At 66.6% G+C, this 18,477-nt stretch carries 23 protein-coding genes; 20 read left to right on the top strand and 3 right to left on the bottom strand.

Annotated features, from left to right (window positions below; all coding sequences use genetic code 11):
* Window position 1: 1 nt before the first annotated feature.
* From rpmC to QN315_RS16380, 20 genes are all read left to right on the top strand, one after another.
* Window positions 2-241 (top strand): 50S ribosomal protein L29, encoded by a 240-nt coding sequence (gene rpmC, locus QN315_RS16285; protein WP_176638767.1) that lies wholly within the window; start codon window positions 2-4, stop codon window positions 239-241.
* Between the two features lie 14 nt (window positions 242-255).
* On the top strand, window positions 256-534 hold the full coding sequence (rpsQ, locus tag QN315_RS16290) for a 30S ribosomal protein S17 (RefSeq protein ID WP_176638768.1): 279 nt from the start codon (window positions 256-258) through the stop codon (window positions 532-534).
* Between the two features lie 14 nt (window positions 535-548).
* Window positions 549-917: a 50S ribosomal protein L14 gene (gene rplN / locus QN315_RS16295; RefSeq protein WP_042059420.1), complete on the top strand. Its 369-nt coding sequence runs from the start codon at window positions 549-551 to the stop codon at window positions 915-917.
* On the top strand, window positions 917-1,237 hold the full coding sequence (gene rplX, locus QN315_RS16300; RefSeq protein ID WP_176638769.1) for a 50S ribosomal protein L24: 321 nt from the start codon (window positions 917-919) through the stop codon (window positions 1,235-1,237). The genes rplN and rplX overlap by 1 nt, the downstream gene beginning before the upstream one ends.
* A 10-nt stretch (window positions 1,238-1,247) precedes the next feature.
* The gene (rplE, locus tag QN315_RS16305) at window positions 1,248-1,817 is read left to right on the top strand and encodes a 50S ribosomal protein L5 (RefSeq protein WP_176638770.1); all 570 of its coding nucleotides are present in this window, start codon (window positions 1,248-1,250) and stop codon (window positions 1,815-1,817) included.
* Window positions 1,818-1,922: 105 nt separating this feature from the next.
* The gene (gene rpsN / locus QN315_RS16310) at window positions 1,923-2,228 is read left to right on the top strand and encodes a 30S ribosomal protein S14 (protein ID WP_176638771.1); all 306 of its coding nucleotides are present in this window, start codon (window positions 1,923-1,925) and stop codon (window positions 2,226-2,228) included.
* Between the two features lie 12 nt (window positions 2,229-2,240).
* Window positions 2,241-2,639 carry a 30S ribosomal protein S8 gene (gene rpsH, locus QN315_RS16315; RefSeq protein WP_176638772.1) on the top strand — a complete coding sequence of 133 codons (399 nt, stop codon included), beginning with the start codon at window positions 2,241-2,243 and terminating at the stop codon, window positions 2,637-2,639.
* 10 nt (window positions 2,640-2,649) lie between these two features.
* Entirely contained in the window at window positions 2,650-3,183 is a 534-nt protein-coding gene (gene rplF / locus QN315_RS16320) for a 50S ribosomal protein L6 (protein WP_176638773.1), read from the top strand.
* Window positions 3,183-3,545 (top strand): 50S ribosomal protein L18, encoded by a 363-nt coding sequence (gene rplR, locus QN315_RS16325; protein ID WP_176638774.1) that lies wholly within the window; start codon window positions 3,183-3,185, stop codon window positions 3,543-3,545. Before rplF ends, rplR begins: the two co-directional genes overlap by 1 nt.
* Window positions 3,546-3,561: 16 nt before the next feature.
* Window positions 3,562-4,140 (top strand): 30S ribosomal protein S5, encoded by a 579-nt coding sequence (gene rpsE, locus QN315_RS16330; protein ID WP_323990395.1) that lies wholly within the window; start codon window positions 3,562-3,564, stop codon window positions 4,138-4,140.
* Complete coding sequence (gene rpmD / locus QN315_RS16335) at window positions 4,133-4,318, top strand: 50S ribosomal protein L30 (RefSeq protein ID WP_176638776.1); 186 nt, start codon at window positions 4,133-4,135, stop codon at window positions 4,316-4,318. The genes rpsE and rpmD overlap by 8 nt, the downstream gene beginning before the upstream one ends.
* A 1-nt stretch (window position 4,319) precedes the next feature.
* Window positions 4,320-4,808, top strand: a complete 489-nt coding sequence (gene rplO / locus QN315_RS16340) for a 50S ribosomal protein L15 (protein WP_323990397.1) — start codon at window positions 4,320-4,322, stop codon at window positions 4,806-4,808.
* Between the two features lie 164 nt (window positions 4,809-4,972).
* Window positions 4,973-6,319, top strand: coding sequence for a preprotein translocase subunit SecY (gene secY, locus QN315_RS16345; RefSeq protein ID WP_176639187.1), 1,347 nt, complete (start codon window positions 4,973-4,975; stop codon window positions 6,317-6,319).
* A complete protein-coding gene (locus QN315_RS16350; protein WP_176639188.1) occupies window positions 6,316-6,975 on the top strand; it encodes an adenylate kinase in 660 nt (219 codons plus the stop codon). The genes secY and QN315_RS16350 overlap by 4 nt, the downstream gene beginning before the upstream one ends.
* A 227-nt stretch (window positions 6,976-7,202) precedes the next feature.
* Window positions 7,203-7,580, top strand: a complete 378-nt coding sequence (gene rpsM / locus QN315_RS16355) for a 30S ribosomal protein S13 (protein ID WP_176639189.1) — start codon at window positions 7,203-7,205, stop codon at window positions 7,578-7,580.
* 87 nt (window positions 7,581-7,667) lie between these two features.
* A complete protein-coding gene (rpsK, locus tag QN315_RS16360; RefSeq protein WP_176639190.1) occupies window positions 7,668-8,060 on the top strand; it encodes a 30S ribosomal protein S11 in 393 nt (130 codons plus the stop codon).
* Window positions 8,061-8,213: 153 nt separating this feature from the next.
* On the top strand, window positions 8,214-9,233 hold the full coding sequence (locus QN315_RS16365) for a DNA-directed RNA polymerase subunit alpha (RefSeq protein WP_176639191.1): 1,020 nt from the start codon (window positions 8,214-8,216) through the stop codon (window positions 9,231-9,233).
* Window positions 9,234-9,257: 24 nt separating this feature from the next.
* Window positions 9,258-9,683, top strand: coding sequence for a 50S ribosomal protein L17 (rplQ, locus tag QN315_RS16370; protein ID WP_323990399.1), 426 nt, complete (start codon window positions 9,258-9,260; stop codon window positions 9,681-9,683).
* A gap of 149 nt (window positions 9,684-9,832) precedes the next feature.
* Window positions 9,833-10,087, top strand: a complete 255-nt coding sequence (locus QN315_RS16375) for a hypothetical protein (protein ID WP_323990401.1) — start codon at window positions 9,833-9,835, stop codon at window positions 10,085-10,087.
* Window positions 10,088-10,132: 45 nt separating this feature from the next.
* Entirely contained in the window at window positions 10,133-10,306 is a 174-nt protein-coding gene (locus QN315_RS16380) for a DUF1328 domain-containing protein (protein ID WP_176639194.1), read from the top strand.
* A 93-nt stretch (window positions 10,307-10,399) separates the two neighbouring features.
* Here the strand turns inward: QN315_RS16380 and QN315_RS16385 are convergent, their stop codons facing one another.
* Genes QN315_RS16385 through QN315_RS16395 form a run of 3 tightly spaced genes read right to left on the bottom strand, consistent with a single transcriptional unit; the run spans window position 10,400 to window position 18,464 of the window.
* Entirely contained in the window at window positions 10,400-11,989 is a 1,590-nt protein-coding gene (locus tag QN315_RS16385; protein ID WP_408904542.1) for an efflux transporter outer membrane subunit, read from the bottom strand.
* A 5-nt stretch (window positions 11,990-11,994) separates the two neighbouring features.
* Window positions 11,995-15,306, bottom strand: a complete 3,312-nt coding sequence (locus QN315_RS16390) for an efflux RND transporter permease subunit (protein WP_323990403.1) — start codon at window positions 15,304-15,306, stop codon at window positions 11,995-11,997.
* Window positions 15,303-18,464 (bottom strand): efflux RND transporter permease subunit, encoded by a 3,162-nt coding sequence (locus QN315_RS16395; RefSeq protein WP_323990404.1) that lies wholly within the window; start codon window positions 18,462-18,464, stop codon window positions 15,303-15,305. The genes QN315_RS16390 and QN315_RS16395 overlap by 4 nt, the downstream gene beginning before the upstream one ends.
* Between the last annotated feature and the right edge of the window lie 13 nt (window positions 18,465-18,477).

Raw genomic sequence — 18,477 nt, forward strand, 5'->3', positions numbered from 1 at the left:
GATGGCTAAGGCAACCAAGCCGGCCGATCTGCGTGCCAAGACCGCCGAAGAACTGGAGGCGCTTCTCATCGACCTGAAGCGCGAGCAGTTCAACCTGCGGTTCCAGCGCGCGACCGGCCAGAATGAGGGACAGGCTCGCTTCCGTGCGGTGCGTCGTGAGATCGCCCGCGTGAAGACGATCGCGTCCGAGGCGTTGAAGAAGAATGCTGCCGGCGCGGGTGCGCCGGCCGCCAGGTCCTGAAGGGAGAAGGGGCGATGCCGAGGCGCGTCCTCACCGGACGGGTGACCAGCGACAAGATGGACAAGACGGTCACCGTCCTTGTCGATCGTCGGGTTATCCATCCGCTGTATAAGAAGTTCATCCGCCGCTCGAAGAAGTACGCGGCGCATGATGAGCTGAACGAGTGCAAGATTGGGGACATGGTGCGCATCGAGGAATGCAAGCCGATCTCCAAGCGCAAGACCTGGACCGTGATCGTCCGCAACGGCGCCCCGCTGGGCTCCGCCGACGCGGCGTCCGGCGCGCAGGCGTAAGAAGGGCATAGGCTATGATCCATCCCGAGACCAACCTGGACGTCGCCGACAATTCGGGCGCGCGTCAGGTGCAGTGCATCAAGGTGCTGGGCGGTTCCAAGCGGAAGACCGCCTCGGTCGGCGACGTGATCGTCGTGTCCGTCAAGGAAGCGATCCCCCGCGGCAAGGTCAAGAAGGGCGACGTGCACCAGGCGGTGATCGTGCGCACCTCCTACCCGGTGCGTCGTCCCGACGGCAGCGCCATCCGTTTCGATCGCAACGCCGCCGTGCTGATCAACAAGCAGCAGGAGCCGATCGGCACCCGCATCTTCGGACCGGTCGTGCGTGAACTGCGCGCGCGCAAGTTCATGAAGATCATTTCGCTGGCGCCGGAGGTGCTGTGATGGCTGCGCGTATCAGGAAAGGCGACCAGGTCGTCGTCATCACCGGCTCCTCCAAGGGGACCCGCGGCGAAGTGCTGTCGGTGCGGCCGGACGACAACAAGGCGGTTGTGCGCGGCGTCGCGGTGGCCAAGCGCCACACGCGCCCCAACCGGATGGGTGAGCAGGGCGGCATCATCGAGAAAGAGATGCCGATCGACCTGTCGAACCTGAAGCTGGTCGATCCCAAGAGCGGCAAGCCGACGCGCGTCGGTTTCCGTATCCTGGAAGATGGCCGCAAGGTCCGCGTCGCCAAGGCGACCGGCGAAGTCATCGAAGGCTGAGGAGGCGGGGATGTCTGAAGTGCAAGAGACCCGCTCGGCGCCGCGTCTGCAGAAGCGTTATCAGGACGAACTGCGCGCGAAGCTGCGCGAGGAGTTCGGCTACAAGAACGTGATGCAGGTTCCGCATCTCGAGAAGATCGTCATCAACATGGGCGTGGGCGAGGCCGCGGGCGACCAGAAGAAGCTGGACGCCGCCCTGGCCGAAATGACGCTGATCTCCGGCCAGAAGCCGGTCAAGACGGTCGCCAAGAAGGCGATCGCCGGCTTCAAGATCCGTGCGGGCCTGCCGATCGGCTGCAAGGTCACGCTGCGCCGCGCGCGGATGTACGAGTTCCTGGACCGGCTGGTGACCATCGCGCTGCCGCGCGTCCGCGATTTCCGCGGCCTGCCGGCGAACAAGGGTTTCGACGGCCGCGGCAATTTCGCCATGGGCCTGAAGGAACAGATCGTCTTCCCGGAAATCGAGTACGACAAGGTCGACGATATCCGGGGCATGGACATCATCTTCGTCACCAGCGCGAAGACGGATGCGGAAGCGAAGGCTCTTCTGAAGGCGTTTGAACTGCCCTTCGCCGCCTGATCGCGGCGATTGGGGGCTTCCGCCCGAAGGTCAGAAGACCTATTAGACACGTTGTTTGGAAAACCGTCGGGATGGCCCGACAGGTTCCGGAGGGTAGAACAAGGCATGGCCAAGATCTCCGCCGTAAACCGCAATGCCAAGCGTGCGCGCATGGCAGAGCGGGACAAGGCTAAGCGGATTGCGCTCAAGAACATCATCATGGACCGGTCGCTGCCGGTCGAGGATCGGTTCGACGCATCCCTGAAACTCGCAGAACTTCCCCGCAACGGCTCGCGCGTGCGCGTGCGCCTGCGGTGCAAGCTGACCGGGCGCTCCCGCGCCAATTACAGAAAGTTCGAACTGTGCCGCGTGGCTCTGCGCGACCTGGCTTCCAACGGCCAGATCCCGGGCATGGTCAAGTCGAGCTGGTAAGGGCGGGGAACGATGTCACTTTCTGATCCCTTGGGTGATATGCTCACCCGGATCCGCAACGCGCAGCGCGCGCGTCACGCGGCCTGCATCGCGCCGGCTTCCAAGCTGCGCGCCAATGTGCTCGAGGCCCTGCGCCGCGAAGGCTATATCCGCGGCTACGCGCAGGAAGAACTGCGCAAGGGCGTGGCCCAGTTGCGGATCGAGCTGAAATACCTGGATGGCGAGCCCGTCATTAAGGAGATCCACCGCGTGTCCAAGCCGGGCCGCCGGGTCTATTCCAAGATCAAGGAACTGCCGCGGGTCTATGCCGGCCTGGGCGTTTCGATCCTGTCGACGCCGCGTGGCGTCCTGTCCGATGCGGAAGCCCGCGCTGCCAATGTCGGCGGCGAGGTCCTCTGCCGCGTGTTCTAAGGAGGGATACATGTCGCGTGTAGGCAAATATCCCGTCGAGGTTCCGTCGGGAGTACAGGTTTCGATCGTCGACGGCACGTTCGTGGCGAAGGGCAAGCTGGGCGAGCTGAAGCTGCCGCTGTCCCCGCACATCGAGGCCGAGATCGCCGATAACAAGGTGTCGGTCCGTCCGGTCGGCACGGCGTCGCAGGCGCGCATGATGTGGGGTACCACCCGCGCCCTGGTGGCCAGCATGGTCCGCGGCGTGTCCACCGGCTTCTCCAAGACGCTCGAGGTGACCGGCACCGGTTACCGCGCCGCGGTCCAGGGCAGCAACCTGGTCATGAACCTGGGCTACTCGCATGACGTCGTCTATGCGATCCCCCCGGGCATCAAGATCACGACGCCGCGCCCGACCGCCATCGTGGTCGAAGGCGTGGACAAGCAGCGGGTCGGCCAGGTCGCGCTCGACATCCGCAGCTTCCGCAAGCCTGAGCCCTACAAGGGCAAGGGTGTCCGCTACGACACGGAGACCATCCGTCGCAAGGAAGGCAAGAAGAAGTAATGAGCACGCAGCAGGATCTGCGGGAGCGCCGGCGCCAGCGTCTGCGCTTCCAGCTTCGCCGCAAGGGCGGCGGGCGTCCGCGCCTGTCGGTGTTCCGGTCAGGCAAGAACATCTATGCCCAGGTCATCGACGATGCCGCCGGGCGTACCCTTGCCGCCGCTTCCAGCCTCGACAAGGCGCTGCGCGCGCAGCTCAAGACCGGCGCCGATGCCGACGCGGCCACGGCCGTAGGCAAGCTGGTGGCCGAGCGCGCCGTGGCGGCGGGTGTGTCGCAGGTCGTCTTCGACCGCGGTTCGTATATGTATCATGGGCGTATCAAGGCCCTGGCGGAGGCTGCCCGCGAGGGCGGTCTCGCCTTCTAAGGAAAGGGTCACGCACATGGCACGTGAACCGAGGGAAGGCGGCCGGGGCGGCCGCGAGCGTGAGCGCGAAGGCGACGATCTGGTCGACAAGCTGGTCACGATCAACCGCGTCGCGAAGGTCGTGAAGGGCGGCCGTCGCTTCGCCTTCGCGGCCCTGGTCGTCGTCGGCGACCAGAAGGGCCGCGTCGGCTACGGCGCCGGCAAGGCGCGCGAGGTGCCCGAGGCGATCCGCAAGGCGACCGACCGCGCCAAGCGCACGATGATCCGCGTCCCGATGAAGGAGGGCCGTACCCTCCATCACGACGTCGCCGGTCATTTCGGCGCTGGCAAGGTGGTGCTGCGCTCGGCCGATCCGGGCACCGGCATCATCGCGGGCGGCCCGATGCGCGCGGTGTTCGAAAGCCTGGGCATCAACGACGTGGTTGCGAAGTCGCTCGGGACCCGCAACCCGCACAACATGGTCAAGGCGACCTTCGCCGCGCTGGAGCGTTGCGCCAGCCCGCGCTCGGTGGCCAACCGCCGTGGCAAGAAGGTGTCCGACATCCTGGGCCGCCGCGAGGTGGCCGGTGTCGGGGAGGCTGGCGCCGATGTCTGAGCAGAAGACGATCCGCGTCACCCAGGTGGCGTCGGGCAACGGCCGCAAGCCGGGCCAGCAGGCGACGCTGGTCGGGCTCGGCCTGAACAAGATCGGCCGCACGCGTGAACTCGAGGACACACCCTCGGTGCGCGGCATGATCACCAAGGTGGCCCACCTTGTGAAGGTGGAGGGTTGACATGAACCTGAACGAACTGCGCGACAACGCGGGCGCGCGCTATCGCAAGAAGCGTCTGGGTCGCGGCATCGGGTCCGGCAAGGGCAAGACGTCGGGCAAGGGCGTGAAGGGTCAGAAGGCGCGTGAGGGCGTGTCCCTCAACGGCTTCGAGGGTGGTCAGCTCCCGCTGTATCGCCGTCTGCCGAAGCGCGGCTTCAAGAACATCTTCCGCAAGGTCTACGCCCCGGTGAACCTGGGCGCGCTGGACCGCGCGATCGAGTCCGGCAAGATCGACGCCTCGGCCGTCGTGACCGAGGACGTGCTGCGCAATGCCGGCCTGGTCGGCACGGGCAAGTTCGCGGGCGTCCGCCTGCTGGCGAAGGGTGAGCTGGCCCGCGCGGTGACCATCGAGGTCTCGGGCGCGTCCGCCACCGCCATCGCCGCGGTCGAGAAGGCGGGCGGCACGGTCCGCACCGCCGCCGCGCGTGACGAGGCCGCCGCTTCGGCGTGACGTGCCCGGGGGCGTGACCCCTCCCGGGGCACGACCCCGGGGGCCGTCCTCGCCTGGCCTTGTCTCTTGCGCCGGGGCCGAGCGACGCCTTACACTCTTTGCCGAATTGTCATGACAGCGTCCCGTTTCGTACGGCGACGCTGTTCTTGTGAAAGGACGGGCGCATGGCCTCCGCGGCCGAGCAGCTGGCTGCCAATCTGAATTTCAGCTCCTTTGCCAACGCAACGGAACTGAAGAAGCGAATCTGGTTCACCCTGGGCGCGCTGATCGTCTATCGCCTGGGCACCTACATCCCGGTCCCGGGCGTCGACGCAACGGTCATGGGCCAGCTTCTGGCTCGCCACCAGGGCGGCATCCTGGGCATGTTCGACATGTTCACCGGTGGCGCGCTGGGGCGCATGACCGTGTTCGCGCTGAACATCATGCCCTATATCAGCGCCTCGATCATCGTGCAGTTGATGTCGGCCGCCATCCCGTCGCTCGAAAGCCTGAAGAAGGAAGGCGAGCAGGGACGCCGCAAGCTCAACGAATATACCCGCTACCTGACGGTGCTGATCGCGCTCTTCCAGGCCTACGGCATCGCGATCGGGCTGGAGAACATGCACAGCGCCGCCGGCGCCGCCGTGGTGGCGCCCGGCCTGTTCTTCATCGTCTCCTGCGTCGTGACCCTGCTGGGCGGCACGATGTTCCTGATGTGGCTGGGCGAGCAGATCACCTCGCGCGGGGTGGGCAACGGCATCTCGCTGATCATCTTCGCCGGCATCGTGGCCAACCTGCCGCATGCGCTCGCCAGCCTGTTCCAACTCGGCTACACCGGTGCGCTGTCGCCGTTCTTCGTGCTGGTCTTCCTGGTCCTCGCGGCGGCGACCATCGCCTTCATCGTGTTCATGGAACAGGCGCAGCGCCGGGTCGTCATCCAGTATCCCAAGCGCCAGGTCGGCCAGCGCATCTATGGCGGCGACTCGACGCACATGCCGCTCAAGGTCAACACGGCGGGCGTGATCCCGCCGATCTTCGCCTCCTCGGTGCTGCTGATTCCGGTGACCCTGGCCGGCTTCATGAACAGCGCCGCCATGCCGCACTGGCTGTCCTTCCTGGGGCAGGAACTGGGGCAGGGGCAGCCGCTCTACATGCTGTTCTACGCGGCGATGATCATCTTCTTCTCGTATTTCTACGCCGCGGTCACCTTCAATCCGCAGGAAACCGCCGATAACCTGCGCAAGCAAGGCGGCTTCATCCCGGGCATCCGCCCCGGCGCGAATACGGCCGCCTATTTCGACCGGATCCTGACCCGCCTGACCACGATCGGCGCGCTCTACCTGGTCGCGGTGTGCCTGCTGCCGCAGATCCTCATCAGCCATTACAACGTGCCGTTCTATTTCGGCGGCACCAGCCTGATCATCATCGTCTCGGTGACCATCGACACCGTCACCCAGATCCAGTCGCACCTGGTCGCGCACCAGTACCAGGGGCTGATGCGCAAGGCACGCGGGAAAGGCAGGGGCCGGTGAACGTCATCTTCCTCGGCCCCCCCGGGGCCGGCAAGGGCACCCAGTCCAAGCGGCTGGAGGCACGCTACGGCATCGCGCAGATCTCCACCGGCGACATGCTGCGTGCCGAAGTGGCCGCCGGCAGCGCGATCGGCCGGCAGGCCAAGGCGCTGATGGATGCCGGGCAACTCGTGCCCGACGACGTCATCATCGCCATGCTGGAATCCCGAATCGAGCAGCCCGACTGCGCCAAGGGCTTCATCCTGGACGGCTTCCCCCGGACCGAGGCCCAGGCCGCGGCGCTCGATTCGATGCTCAAGGGCCGCCGCGCCCGAATCGACGTCGTGCTGTTCCTCGAAGTGGACGAGGACGCGCTGGCCGACCGGATCGCCGGCCGTTTCACCTGCGCCACCTGCGGCGCGGGCTATAACGACCTGTTCAAGAAGCCCACGGTCGCGGGCACCTGCGACGTCTGCGGCGGCCACGATTTCGTGCGGCGCGAAGACGACCGGCGCGAGACGGTGGCGGCCCGCCTGGTGGCGTATCGCCGGCAGACGGCGCCGATCCTGCCCTATTACGAAGCGACCGGCCGGCTGTACCGGATCGACGGCATGGCCGATATCGACAGCGTGACCGCGAAAGTGTTCGAGATCATGGATCAGATCACGAAGAAGTGATCGATATTCATTGACTCAAAAGGGCACGCGGGTATATTGCGCGCCCTCAAGGTATCGGCTCCCGCATCCACGGGGACGGGGTGCCGAGAAAACGAATCCGATTGATGATGGGGTTGTCCGGCACTGCCGGCACGTTCACGACCTGCCGGCGCGGTCCGGTATGCGGAAATGGCCCCGGCGACGATCTTTAAGGGCCCGCGGATGCGGGTGGACGAGGAGTAAGTGGCGTGGCGCGTATTGCCGGCGTGAACATCCCTACGAACAAGCGTGTGACGATTGGCCTGCGTTATATCTATGGCATCGGCCCCTCGAAGGCCGAGGAAATCTGCCGCCGTCTGGACATCCCGGCCGAGCGCCGGGTGAATGAGCTGTCCGACGACGTGATCCTGAAGATCCGTGAGCTGATCGACGGCGAGTACCGGGTCGAAGGCGACCTGCGCCGCGAAGTCGCGATGAACATCAAGCGGCTGATGGATCTGGGGTGCTATCGCGGCCTGCGCCATCGTCGCGGCCTGCCGGTCCGCGGCCAGCGCACCCACACCAACGCGCGCACCCGCAAGGGCAAGGCGGTCGCGATCGCCGGCAAGAAGAAGGCTACCCGCTAAGCGGCTTTCGCCGCACGCGCGGCCCGCGCCGGGACCTTGCCGTCCCCGCGCGGGCCGCGCCTTTGAACAGACAGGACCAGGAAGACTATGGCGAAGGCTGCTGCTCCGCGTATTCGCAAGAAAGAGCGGAAGAACATTATCTCGGGGGTGGCGCATGTGCTCTCCACCTTCAACAACACCATGATCACGATTTCCGATGCGCAGGGCAATGCGATCGCGTGGTCTTCCGCCGGTGCCCAGGGCTTCAAGGGCTCGCGCAAATCGACCCCGTACGCCGCCCAGGTCGCCGCCGAGGACGCGGGCCGCAAGGCACGCGAGCATGGCATGGAGACGCTGGAGATCGAAGTGTCCGGTCCCGGCTCGGGACGCGAAAGCGCACTGCGCGCCCTGCAGGCGGTCGGATTCTCGATCTCCTCGATCCGCGACATGACGCCGGTGCCGCATAACGGCTGCCGTCCGCGCAAGCGTCGCCGGGTCTGATCCCAGGTCCCAGGTCCGGGCCCCGGGGTCCAGGATTTGGGGGCGGGTCCGTTTTTTCCGTCCGCGGCGACGCGGGCGGAAATGATTGTCATCTGGTGCCCGCCACGGGTGCCGTCTGCCTTGGTGCAGATCAGTTTTGAAAGGCCATACACCTTGGTCCTCCAGAAAAACTGGCAATCTCTGATCAAGCCGGAGAAGCTGGAAGTCGAGCCGGGCGGAGAGCCGTTGCGCACGGCCACCGTGGTGGCGGAGCCGCTGGAGCGCGGTTTCGGCATGACGCTCGGCAACGCGATCCGGCGCGTGCTGCTGTCCTCGCTGCAGGGCGCTGCGGTGACGGCGATCCAGATCGACGGCGTCCTGCATGAGTTCTCGTCGGTGGCCGGCGTCCGCGAGGACGTGACCGACATCGTGCTGAACGTCAAGCAGCTCGCGCTGCGCATGCATGGCGAGGGTCCGAAGCGCATGGTGCTGACGGCCTCCGGGCCGGGCGAGGTCCGTGCGGGCCAGATCCAGACCGGGCATGACATCGAGGTCATGAATCCCGACCTGGTGATCTGCACGCTGGACGAAGGCGTGAAGTTCGGCATGGAATTCACCGTGAATGTGGGCAAGGGCTATGTCCCCGCGGCGGCCAACCGCCCCGAGGACGCGCCGATCGGCCTGATTCCGGTCGATGCGATCTATTCGCCGGTGCGCCGCGTGTCCTACAAGGTCGAGCCGACCCGCGTGGGCCAGGTCACCGACTATGACCGCCTGCTGCTGACGGTGGAAACCAACGGCGCGGTCACGCCCGAGGACGCGGTGGCCCTGGCCGCCCGCATCCTGCAGGACCAGTTGCAGCTCTTCATCAATTTCGACGAGCCGCGCCCCGTCCGGACCGAAGAGCCGCAGGACGACCTGCCGTTCAACCGGAACCTGCTGCGCAAGGTCGACGAACTGGAATTGTCGGTCCGCAGCGCGAACTGCCTGAAGAACGACAATATCGTCTATATCGGCGACCTGGTGCAGAAGACCGAGCAGGAAATGCTGCGCACGCCGAATTTCGGCCGCAAGTCGCTGAACGAAATCAAGGAAGTCCTGACCTCGATGGGGCTGTCCCTTGGTATGAACGTGCCGGCCTGGCCGCCGGAAAATATCGAAGACCTGGCCAAGAGGCTCGACGAGCCGTTCTGACCGGAAAGACAGGAAGACTTCATCATGCGTCACGGTGTTGCCGGCCGGAAGCTCGGCGTTACCTCGTCCCATCGCGCTGCCATGTTTCGCAACATGGCGGTCGCCCTGATCAAGCACGAGCAGATCACGACGACTCTGCCCAAGGCGAAGGAACTTCGCCCGGTGGTCGAGAAGCTGATCACGCTCGGCAAGCGCGGCGACCTGCATGCGCGCCGTCAGGCCTATGCCCAGCTCCGTGACGACGCGATCGTCTCCAAGCTGTTCGCGGCCGTGGCCGACCGCTACAAGGCCCGCAACGGCGGCTACACCCGCGTGCTCAAGGCCGGCATCCGCCACGGCGACGCCGCCGACATGGCGGTGATCGAACTGGTCGACCGCGACGTCGCGGCCAAGGGCCAGGACAGCGGCCCGCGCCCGGAAGTGGCGGTGGAAGACGACCTGGCGGCCTGAACGCCCCGGCGTCGCACTCAGGCTCCGATCGACCATTCAAGGGAAACCCGGCTTCGCGCCGGGTTTTTCTTTGCTCGCTCTCCTGCCGCGGTTTGAAGCCCGTGCTCGCGCTTCCTATACCTATAGTCCAGGACGCGAAGGAGACCGCGATGGCATCACGCACTGAATTCGAGGCGGCGCTGGACGAAGATGTCGGCCGCGTCCAGGACGGGCTGGACGGTCCGCTCGGCGACCCCGGGGCGCAGCTCAAGGGCGCCGCCCGCACGCTCTGCGCCTGCGCCTGCACCGCGGGCAAGGAAACCGGCGCCGCGATCCGCGACCTTACGGTCGATCAGCCCGTTACCGCCCTGCTGGTGGCGGCACTCACGGGCTTCCTTGCCGCCCTGCTCTGGACCCGGCGCTGACATCGGGGCAGGGTGGTGGCTCATTCCGATGGGAGATGTTCGGTCATGCTGAAGCTGGCGCTGTTCTTCCTGGTGATCTCGCTGATCGCCGGATTGTTCGGATTCACCGGCATCTCGGCCGTGTCGGCCGGAATCGCCAAGATCCTGTTTTTCATCTTCATCCTCGCCTTCGTCGTCTTCCTGCTGATCGCCCTGCTGACGGCCAAGACGTTTTTCTGACCACCGGTCCGGCAGCACGCCAGGCGCACGAAAAAAGCCCCGGAGCCGCAAGGCCCCGGGGCTTTTTCGTGCCCGCCGCCGATCGCGCGACCGCTACTGGTTCGTGTCCTTCTGGATGAAGGATGGCAGGAACGGATTGTCGGTCTGCATCGAATCCTTCGACGGCAGGCGCGACGCATCCCAGCCCCCGCCCAGCGCCTGCACCAGGGCCACGCTGTCGACCATGCGCTGCTGCTGGATCGCCAGCGCAGATTCGGCATTGCTCAGCGCCGTGTTCTCGTTGGTGATCACGGTGGTGTAGATCTGGGTCCCGGCCTGGTACTGGTTCATCGACACCTCGACCGTCCGGTTGGCGTAATCCAGCGCGATCTGCTGCTGGGTCGCCTGCTGGGCCAGGATGCGCAGGTTCGACAACTGGTCCTCGACATTCTGCAATGCCGTCAGCACCGTCTGGCGATAGGTCGCGACCGCGCTGTCATACTGGGCGTTCGCGCTGTGCACCGCCGCCGTACGCGCGCCTCCCTGGAACAGGGTCTCCGACGCCGCGGCGCCCAGAGACCAGATCCGGTTGACCACCTGGATCAACTGCCCCACCGGATCGCCGCTGTAGGAATAGGTCGCTGACAGCGTGATGGTGGGATAGAACGCCGCCATGTCGGCGCCGATCTGGGCGTTATATTCCTCCATGGCACGCTCGGCGGCCGCCACGTCGGGGCGGCGCTGCAGCAGGTCGGACGGAACACCGACCGGGATCGCCGGAATCGTCCGGGTCAGCGTCCTCGGCTTGATCGTCAGGTCGGCCGGCGCCCGGCCGATCAGCACCGCGATCGCATGCTCGTACTGCGCCCGGGCGATGCCCGCCTGGATCAGTTGCGCGCGGTTCTGCTCCAGCAGCGTGCGCGCCTGCAGCAGCGCCGTCGGGTCGGCAACTCCGGCCTCATACTGGTTCTGGGTGATCTGCAGCGCCTGGGTGTTGAAGGCGACATAGCGCCGCAGCAATTCCTGCAGCGAATCCTGGTAGCGCAGGTTGAAATAGGCCGTGGCCAACTGCCCCTGATAGGACAGGGTGGCATTGGCCAGGTCGGCCGCGCTGGCCTGCGCCGCCGTCACCTGGCTCTGGATGTTGCGGCGGATGCGCCCCCACAGGTCCAGTTCCCAACTCGCGTTCAGCCCGGTGGAATAGGTCGTCTCGGTAGTGTTGGTCGCCGCGCCGCCATAGCTGACCAGGCTGCCGCTGGACGCCGAACGCGATCCGCGCCCCTGGCTGTTGCGGTTGAAGTTCATGCTGCCGTTCAGCGTCGGGAACAATTGCGCCCGCGCGCTGTCGATCATCGCCCGGGCCTGGCGATAATTCGCCTCGTACATCTTCACGTTCTGGTTCGAGATCGCGACCTGCGATTCCAGGTCGTTCAGCACCGGATCGCCATAGAGGGTCCACCATTGCGCCTTGGGCAGGTCGGCCATCTCGGGCTTCGCCCGCTCCCAGCCGGGCGCGGGCTGCAATTCCTTGAAATGGGCCGAAATCGGGGCGCTGGCGCGATGATAGGACGGCCCCACCATGCAGCCCGCCAGCAGCAGCGGCGACAGGATGGCGCCCGCCAGCAGGGCAGGGCGCAGCCCGCCGCGGCGGGGGGGACGGCCAGGGTGTGAAAGAGGCGAGGGGGATGGCAGGGACAGCGTCATCCGGTTCAGACATCCTGTTGGGAGAGAGGAGCACGCCGGCCCATCAGGCCGGCGGTCAGGGAGAGGTAACGGGCGCGGCACCAGGCGCCGAGCCGGTCGAGATAGAGATAGACGACCGGCGTGGTAAACAGCGTCAGCGCCTGGCTGACGACCAGCCCGCCGACGATGGCGATCCCCAGCGGGCGCCGCAGTTCCGAGCCATAGCCATGGCCCACGATCAGCGGCAGCGCCCCCAGGGCGGCGGCCAGGGTCGTCATCATGATCGGGCGGAAGCGCAGCAGGCAGGCGGTGCGGATCGCATGATGCGGGCTCGCGCCCTCGCGCTCGGCCACGATGGCGAAATCCACCAGCATGATCGCGTTCTTCTTCACGATGCCGATCAGCAGGATCACCCCGATCATCGCGATCAGCGAGAAATCCTCCCCCGCCAGGTCCAGCGCCAGCAGCGCCCCGACCCCGGCCGAAGGCAGGGTGGACAGGATGGTCAGCGGATGGATGTAGCTCTCGTACAGGATGCCCAGCACCATATAGACCGCGGCCAGGGCGGCCAGGATCAGGATCGGCTCGTTATTGACCGATTTCTGGAACTGCGCCGCATTGCCGGCGAAGCCGCCATGGATGTCGGACGGCATATGCAGCCGGATCATCTCCGTCCGGACGATCTGCACCGCCTCGTCCAGCGGCACCCCGGTCGCCAGGTTGAAGGATACGGTGGTCGCCACCGACTGGTCCTGGTGGTTGACCGACAGCGGCGTCAGTTGCGGCACCGTGTTCGACACGATCTGCAGCGGCACCATGGTCTCGGAACTGGTCGATACGGCCGATCCGTTCGACGCCCCGTTCCCGCCGGCCAGGCTGTTGGCGATCTGGTTGCGGAAGGACTGGCTGCTCAGGCCGGCGGCGCCGCTCGCCGCCGCCGTGCCGGGCACGCGGATCGTGTTCGCCCGCGTGCCGCCGCCGGCCGTCCCGCCGGCGGTACTGACCCAGACCTGTTTCAGGCTGTCGGGATTCTGCCAGAAGCGCGGCTCGACCTCCATCACCACCCGATACTGGTTCAGCGCGTTGTGGATGACCGACGCCGCCCGCTGGCCATAGGCGTCGTACAGCGTGTTGGCGACCAGTTGCGGCGTCAGGCTGGTGCGGGCCGCGGTATTGCGGTCCAGCGCCACGTTCAGCGCCGATCCCCCCTGCTGCACGTCCGACGAGACGTCGGTCAGTTCCGGATGCGCCTGCAACGCGCTGACCAGCTTGGGCGTCCATTCATACAGCTCGGTCGGCGAGTCCGATTCCAGCGTGTATTGATAGGCCGCGTTGCTCTGCCGCGCCCCCATGTGCAGCGTGCTGGGCGCCATGGCATAGAAGCGCGCGCCCACCATGTTGTGCAGCCGCCAGCCGATCCGCGCGATCGTCGTGCTGGGCGGATCGGCGCGTTCGGCCTTGTCCTTCAGCGAGACGAAGAAATTGGCCTGGTTCGCCGATCCGCGGCCGCCGATGAAGCTGACCACGTCGGCCACGTCCGGATCCGCCAGGATGGCGCGCTGCGTCAGGTCCATATGGCGGGTCATGGCCTGGAAGGAAATCGACTGGTCCCCCATCAGGCGGCCCATCAGCAGGCCGGTATCGCTGTCGGGGAAGAAGCCCTTGGGCATGTGGACGAACAGCGCGACCATCAGCAGCACGGTGCAGGGCAGGGACATCAGCATCACGCGCGGATGGCGCAGCGCGCCGTCCAGCATCCCGGCATAGGCACCCTGCAGCCCGTCCAGCCCCCGCTCCAGCCCCCGATCCAGCATCGCGCCCACCCGCGGCCACAGGCCGGGGGCGGCGGCGTCCCCGCCATGCGGCCGCAGCACCTGCGCCGCCATCATCGGGCTCAGCGTCAGCGACAGGATCATCGACACCAGGATGGTGATCGACATGGTCATCGCGAATTCATGGAACAGCCGGCCCGCCACGCCGCCCATCAGCAGGATCGGAAGGAACACCGCGATCAGCGAGACCGAGATCGAGAAGACGGTAAACGCCACCTCCTGCGCGCCCAGCAGCGTGGCCTCCAGCCGCCCGGCGCCGGCCTCCAGGTGCCGGCTGATATTCTCGATCACCACGATGGCGTCGTCGACCACGAACCCGGTCGAGACCGTCAGCGCCATCAGCGACAGGTTGTCCAGCGAATAGCCCAGCAACTGCATCGCGCCGAAGGTCGCGACGATCGAGGTCGGCACCACGATCGCGGGGATCAGTGTGGTGCGCGCCGAACGCAGGAACACCAGCACCACCAGCACCACCAGCACGACCGAGATCACCAGCGTGTATTGCGTGTCGGCCAGCGCCGCGCGGATGGTCACCGAACGGTCCAGCACGCTGTGCAACTGCACGCTGGGCGGCAGCGCCGCGCGCAGCGCCGGCAGTTGCGCGTTGATCTGGTCGATCGTGCGGATCACGTTCGCGCCCGACTGCGCGAAGATGATCGCCAGCACCGCCTGCTGCCGGTTGTAATAGCCGGCATTGCGCAGATCCTCGACCCCGTCATTCACCCGCGCCACGTCCGACAGCCGCACCGGCCGGCTGTTGTGATAGGCGACGATCAGATCGCGATAGGCCTGGGCCTTGCTGGCCTGGTCGTTGGTATCCAGCGTGAAGCGATTGTCGTTCTGGTCGATGAAGCCCTTGGGCGTATTGGCGTTGGCCGAGGCCAGCGCCGCGCGCACGTCCTCGAACCCGATCCCGAACTTGTAGAGCGGCAGCGGATTCATCTCGACGCGCACCGCCGGCAGCGAACTGCCGCCGACCTCCACCTGGCCCACGCCGCGGATCTGCGACAGGTGCTGCTGCAGGATGTTGGTCGTCATGTCGTACAGCGCCGGCATCGGCTGCGTCGTCGATGTCAGCGCCAGGATCATGATCGGCGCCCCGTTCGGGTTCGCCTTGAAATATTGCGGATTCTGCCGCAGCGACGTCGGCAGGTCGGCGCGCGCCGCCTGCAGCGCCGCCTCGACGTCGCGCGCCGCCCCGTTGATGTCGCGGTTCAGCGAGAACTGCAGCGTGATCCGCGCCTGCCCCTGCGTCGATTGCGACGTCATCTCGGTCACGTCGGCGATCGACCCCAGCCGGCGCTCCAGCGGGGCCGCGACCGAACTGGCGACCTCCTCGGGCGATCCGCCCGGCTGGCGCGCCATGACCTGGATCACCGGGAAATCGACGTTCGGCAGGTCCGCGACCGGCAGCGCGTCATAGCCGATTCCCCCCGCGATCATCAGCGCCAGGGTCAGCAGCATGGTCGCCACCGGCCGCTGGACGAACAGGCGGACGGGATTCATGTCGCCGACCGGACCGCCGCGTCACCGCCGGGCGCGCCGCCGCGGCGGCGCAGGCGCAGGCTGATCCGGTCCATCAGCAGATAGATGACCGGGGTCGTGAACAGGGTCAGCAACTGGCTGACCATCAGCCCGCCGACGATGGCGATGCCCAGCGGGCGCCGCAGTTCGGACCCGGTGCCGCTGCCGATCATCATCGGCAGCGCGCCCAGCATGGCGGCCAGGGTGGTCATCAGGATCGGCCGGAAGCGTAGCATGGCGGCACGATGGATCGCGCGCATCGGCGCCAGCCCCTCGACCCGCTCGGCCTCCAGCGCGAAATCGATCATCATGATCGCGTTCTTCTTCACGATGCCGATCAGCAGCACCAGCCCGATGATCCCCATCACGTCCAGCCCGGCGCCGCTCACCTGCAGCGCCAGCAGCGCCCCCACCCCGGCCGAGGGCAGGGTGGACAGGATGGTGACCGGATGGATGAAGCTCTCGTACAGGATGCCCAGCACAATATAGACCGCCACCAGCGCCGCCAGCACCAGCCACAGCTCGTTGCCCAGGCTGTTGCGGAACGCCGCCGCCGTGCCCTGGAACGCGGTCTCGAAGCTGGCCGGCAGGTGCATCGCCCGCTCGACCCGATCGATCGCATTGGTCGCCTCGCCCAGCGCATAGCCCGGCGCCACGTTGAACGAGACCGTGGTGGCCGGGAACTGCCCCACATGGGTGATCAGCAGCGGCGCCGTGCCGCGCGTGACCGTGGTCACCGCCGGCAGCGGCACCAGGCCCGAGGTCGGCGAACGGGTCGGCCCCGTGCTGCTGCCGCCCGAATTGCCGCCGATCCCCGGCAGGTACAGCTTGCCCAGCGACGCCAGGTCCTTCTGGAAGGCCGGATCGGCCTCCATGATCACCCGATACTGGTTCGACTGGGTATAGATCGTCGAAATCTGCCGCTGGCCGAACGAATCATACAGCACGTTGTCGATCGTCTGCGGCGTGATCGAGTACCGCGCCCCGGTGGTGCGGTCCAGCGTCACGTGCGCCACCAGCCCCTCGGCCTGCAGGTCGGACGTCACGTCGGCCAGCGCCGGCTCCTTCTGCAGCGCCGCGACGAATTTCGGCACCCAGGTGCGGAACTGGTCGTAATCGGGATTTTCCAGCGAAAACTGGTACTGGGTGGCCGCCACCGTGGTGTCCAGCGACAGGTCCTGCACCGGCTGCAGATACAGGCTGGCGCCCGGAATGTCGGCGACCTCCTGCTGGATGCGGGCCGCGATCTGGCGCGCCGTCTCGCTGCGTTCGTCATGCGGCTTCAGGTTGATCAGGAATCGCCCCTGGTTCAGCGTCATGTTCTGGCCGTCGATGCCGATGAAGGACGACAGGCTGACCACGTCCGGATCCTGCAGGATGCGCTTGCCCAGTTCCTGCTGGTGGGCCGCCATCGCGTCGAACGACGTCGTCTGCGCCATCACCGAAATGCCCTGCAGCACGCCGGTATCCTGCACGGGGAAGAAACCCTTGGGAATGAACCAGGCCAGCACGCCGGTCAGCGCCAGCGTGCCCACGAAGACCAGCATCGTCAGGACCTGGTGGCGCAGCACCACGTCCAGCGCCCGGCCATAGGCGGCGATCACGCCTTCGGTCCAGCGCTCGACCGTGGCCGACCAGCCATGGGCGCCCGGCCCGTGCGGCCGCTCGCTCAGCAGGCGGGCGCACATCATCGGCACCAGGGTCAGCGAGACGATCGCCGAGATGATGATCGTCACCGACAGGGTGATGGCGAATTCATGGAACAGCCGCCCCACCACGTCGCCCATGAACAGCAGCGGGATCAGCACCGCGATCAGCGAGACGGTCAGCGAGATGATGGTGAAGCCGATCTCCCCCGCGCCCTTCAGCGCCGCGGTCATACGGTCGTCGCCCATCTCGATATAGCGGGCGATGTTCTCGATCATGACGATCGCGTCGTCGACCACGAACCCGGTGGCGATCGTCAGCGACATCAGCGACAGATTATCCAGCGAGAAGCCCAGCAGGTACATCACCGCCAGCGTGCCGACCAGCGACAGCGGCACCGACAGGCTGGGAATGATCGTCGCCGGCACGTTGCGCAGGAAGACGAAGATCACCGCCACCACCAGCGCCATGGCCAGCCCCAGCTCGAACTCGACGTCGGCGACCGAGGCGCGGATCGTGGTCGTCCGGTCGGTCAGCGGCGTGATCGTGATGCCGGGCGGCAGCGACTGGCGCAGTTGCGGCAGCGCGTATTTGATGTTGTCGACGACCGAGATCACGTTGGCGCCTGGCTGGCGCTGCACGTTCAGCACCAGCGCCGGCGTGCGGTTCGACCAGGCGGCCAACTGGGTGTTCTCGGGCCCCTGCACCACGCTCGCCACGTCGCGCAGCCGCACCGGCCCGCTGTTCTGATAGGCGATGACCTGGTTCAGCAACTGGTCCACGCCCGCGATCTGCCCGTCGACCCGCAGGGTCGCCGCCTGCTGCGCCCCGTCGAACGTCCCGGTGGGCGAATTGACGTTCACATTGCCGATCGTCGTGCGCAGCGTGTCCATGTCCAGGCCGAACGAGGTCAGCTTCGGCACGTTGACCCGCACCCGGATCGCCTTGCGGTTGCCGCCCGACAGCGTGACCAGGCCCACGCCGGAAATCTGGCTGATCTTCTGCGCCAGGCGCGTATAGACGTAATCCTCGACGTCGGTCAGCGGCATCGTCTTCGAGGTGATGCCCAGGGTCAGCACCGGCGTGTCCGCCGGGTTCACCTTGGCATAGATCGGCGGCGCCGGCAGGTCGGAGGGCAGCAGCATCTGCGCCTGGTTGATCGCCGCCTGGACCTCCTGCTCCGCCACGTCCATCGACATCGTCAGCCCGAAGCGCAGGGTCACCAGAGACGCCCCGCCCGAGGATTGCGACGTCATCTGGTCCAACCCCGGCATCTGGCCGAACTGCGTCTCCAGCGGCGCGGTGACCGAGGTAGCCATCACGTCCGGCCCCGCGCCGGGATAGAAGGTCTGGACCATGATGGTCGGATATTCGACCTGCGGCAGCGCCGAGACCGGCAGGAAATGATAGCCCAGCATGCCCGCCAGCATGATGGCCAGCATCAGCAGCGTCGTGGCGACGGGACGTTCGATAAACAGGCGGGACGGATTCACGCGGGATTCTCCG

This window comes from Nguyenibacter sp. L1 (assembly GCF_035199985.1).
GTDB lineage: Bacteria > Pseudomonadota > Alphaproteobacteria > Acetobacterales > Acetobacteraceae > Gluconacetobacter > Gluconacetobacter vanlangensis.